At 37.3% G+C, this 510-nt stretch carries 1 protein-coding gene; it reads left to right on the top strand.

The window, feature by feature from the left end:
• Nucleotides 1–510: hypothetical protein (locus Q6347_RS15060; protein WP_304607783.1), on the top strand; the 510-nt coding region annotated here is incomplete at both ends.

Here is a 510-nt window from a genome sequence, read left to right on the forward strand (position 1 = left end):
TACGCAGCTGAAAGCTGATATGCAGATTGGACAAGATAAAATTCGCTATTACTACAAGGATATTGAGGAGAATTTAGATTCTTTAGCAGAGAAAAAAGCACTGCAAAAAGTAAAGCAAACAGACATTGTAAAGAACTATGGAGACTTGGTAGAAAAGTACAATGGACTCGTTAATAAATTCAATGACCAGTTGAAGGAGAAAAAGCAGTTAAAACAAGAGGTGGACACTCTAAGAATCGAGAACCGGTCTTACCAAAATGAGAATCGGGAATTGAAATTAGAGAACGGAAAATTGAAGGAAAAACTCGTGCAGATCAGCAAGGAGTTTTCTGTTTTTAAAGAGAGAGTGGGCAAAGTTTTACACGCTCAACTTGACCGAGTAAAGACGTTTATGAGGATTAATAATGCTGACCCAGGAATGATAAAGTCCCTGGATGATAGGCAAGATAAAATAGTCCAGGACTCGCTTCAAAAATTAGAGAAACCTCAACGAGAAAATCAACGAGATAT

Origin of the sequence: Isoptericola sp. b408, from assembly GCF_030588085.1 — a bacterium.
GTDB lineage: Bacteria > Actinomycetota > Actinomycetes > Actinomycetales > Cellulomonadaceae > Isoptericola > Isoptericola sediminis.